The organism is Mesorhizobium sp. CNPSo 4671 (assembly GCF_057784245.1).
In genome coordinates, this window is record NZ_JBWLUW010000051.1 from 1 (window position 1) to 2,692 (window position 2,692).

Below are 2,692 nucleotides of genomic sequence, written 5' to 3' on the forward strand. Positions count from 1 at the left end.
GTCGTGGAAGGAGGACCAGAGCGTTATCGCCTGGCTCGACACCTTGTAATTCCGCAAAATAATGTCGAGGAACGCGTCACCACCGGCCCAGCAAAAACCACGTGTTCGGCGCGTTCCTTCTCATTATGAACTGCTGCTGATTACTGCAGGTGCTGCGTGGGAAGGCTCGGTCGCCAGTTGCTCGACGCGCTTTTGTGGCGGCCGCTCTGGACGCAAAAATACTGCGGGCGATTAACCGATCCTCTCGCGCAGCAACCTCTGTTCGGTTTTTCGCTGCCTGATACAGCGATCGGCTATGACCGGTCACATCCAGCATGGGACCAGCAGCTGCGTTTGAAGCCAATGCGCGGCCGGCGAGAACGGCCTGGGCCAGAGGACGTCTTGTTTAATCCAGTTCATATACTGCGGGTTTGAAGTCGTTGGCACATTCGACCGGGGTGAGAAAGTCGATGACCGCGCCGACCGCGCCTCACTAAAGCCTCGCAGCTTGCAGTAGCGGCTTGAGGAGAACGCATTTCAGGCGCATGGCTCGGAAGCGTCGGAAAAAGTTGCGCCCGCATCAAGCCGGGGCGGTGATGTCACGCTGCCGGCTCGCTCTTGAGCACCGAGGGCGCCGCGCGCTAAACACCGTATTCAGGCCTAAGGCGCTTTTCGCTAAGGCACTGCCCAGGAACGCCTATCCGACCGCGCGATGGGTTCGACATCGCCTATCGCGGCCGTTGCGTCACCCGTCGTTCAGAATGTCGCTGGCATTCAGTGAGGCGCGCGCCGGCGAGCTCGAGGAGCGCGTCGGCAATCTCGTCCTCGGTCCAACCGGATTCTGCTGCACGCTGAACCAGTTCCTGCAAAGGCCGGTTCAGGTCGGCAGCACTCTTTCCCTTCATAAAGCCTTCGATCAGAGCAACGTTCCTGTCGACAGTCGGGCTGAATGCCCAACAGGCGCGCAGTTTTTCCTGCATCATCCGTTTGTTCATCCGGTTATTTGGCCCCCTGCAAACCCTACCCGGCCAAATCGGCGCTTGGAAGACCCACCAAATCCGTCATAGCGAAACGGAATTGGATTTCAAGTCGGCTCGGGCGGCGACGGGTCCCACGACGGTTGTTAAGCAGTCAAAGCCGGGTTCGCGCACAGGGTGGTGCTTCTGCCGGCGACAGGTCGACGTCCACCGAACCATATTCGGGATAATCGATGGCGCGCAGATGCCGCAGCCTGCCTTCGTGCCAGCCGGCACTCGGCGCCGACGGTTTTCGCAAAAAAGCCTGGACGTTCTCGACGACGCTACGGCATATTAATTCCTCCCGCGCCTATTTTGCGCGTCTGACGGAGAAGGCGGGCAGAATGACCTCCTTCGAACGCGAGCCGATCGGGTGAGGCGCGGGCAGGGGATGGGCGCCATTGCGTCGAAGCGGACGACGGTTGCTCAGGGGCGCACTTCGGACAAGTACCTTCATGCTCCGCAACTGTCGCAGGAGGGAATGGGCTCTGCTGGAGTGCGAAGACGAGCACGCGGCCGGTAAAGGATAATCGCCAGCGGGCTATTTTGGCTGAGGTCAAGGCACGCGAAGCCTCACAATCAAGCCGCGATTTCTTTTCTTCTCGGCGGTGAGGGGATGAGGCCTCCATGCTCGATGCCAGCCCGGCCCTGGCGGGATCGTCAACCAGGATACCTCCTAAATATCGAGACGTTTAAACCGAGGTTCACCAATGATCCGCTAGGGTAGCGCGTGAACGGTCCGAACGTGTTACCAGGGGGTCAACCATTGGGCATTCCGCGAAATACACGTCGGACGCGGGTCTATGTTCCCAGCCAAGGCCCGGCGAGTTGGCAAGCCTTCCTCGCCGAACCTGAGAGGCAATGGCGAACCGGCTACTCGGCAAAGACGCTTGCTCATTGTTGGGAAAGTGCTGACGGCTTGCCGGCCGAAGTCGCGCAGATGTTCGATTGCCCGGCCGAGCTACTCCTGGCTTTGCCCGAGCACAGGGTGCCACTCGACGGGGGCAACCGTGACAGCCAGAATGACGTGTTTGCCCTTATCCGCTTCGGCCAACAGACCTGTGCTGCAACCATCGAAGGCAAGGTAAGCGAGCCATTTGGACCGACCGTGGGCGAATGGTATGCCGAGCCGTCGCGGGGAAAGCGAGAGCGCATGCGCCAACTATGCGGCTTGCTCGGCTTCGATGATGTCCCGCCATTTCATATCCGTTATCAGTTGATGCACAGGACGGCTTCCGCGTTGATCGAGGCTCGGCGCTTCAAGACTGATGAAGCCGCCATGATCGTCCACTCGTTCTCGCCAGCGCGAATGTGGTTCGAGGACTTCGCCACCTTCGCGAGCCTTTTCGGCGCCGAAGTCAAACCTGACACGTCGAGCACCGTGATCCTAAAGTCAGGGCAGCGGCTCCGCTGGGCCAACGGCAACGCGGATTTTCTCAAATGCTAGGAGTTCCGGTGGATATCAGATCGACCAGCATGGGGACCACTGCACGGAAGCGATATACGACCAAACAGATGGGCGATGCTTGCGAGATGATCGTTGCCGCAGAGCTCACGCTCGCCGGCATCCCTGCTTTGAAAGTTCCCGACAACTGGCCCGGTTACGATGTGATCGCGCAGCCATTCGACCGGCCAGCGCAACGCGTTTCGGTAAAGTCGCGGACATTCAAGCGCGGTGCCGCCTATGTCGGCTACAA

General features: G+C 59.8%; 2 protein-coding genes and 1 pseudogene. 2 read left to right on the forward strand and 1 reads right to left on the reverse strand.

The annotated features are described in order from the left end of the window. Positions 1 to 707: 707 nt before the first annotated feature. The gene (locus AC04SF_RS37235; protein ID WP_488481855.1) at positions 708 to 974 is read right to left on the reverse strand and encodes a hypothetical protein; all 267 of its coding nucleotides are present in this window, start codon (positions 972 to 974) and stop codon (positions 708 to 710) included. 766 nt (positions 975 to 1,740) lie between these two features. Here AC04SF_RS37235 and AC04SF_RS37240 point away from each other — a divergent pair. Beyond that, positions 1,741 to 2,442, forward strand: coding sequence for a DUF6946 family protein (locus AC04SF_RS37240; protein WP_488481856.1), 702 nt, complete (start codon positions 1,741 to 1,743; stop codon positions 2,440 to 2,442). 68 nt (positions 2,443 to 2,510) lie between these two features. After that, a pseudogene (locus AC04SF_RS37245) lies at positions 2,511 to 2,692 on the forward strand (hypothetical protein); the annotation flags it as partial.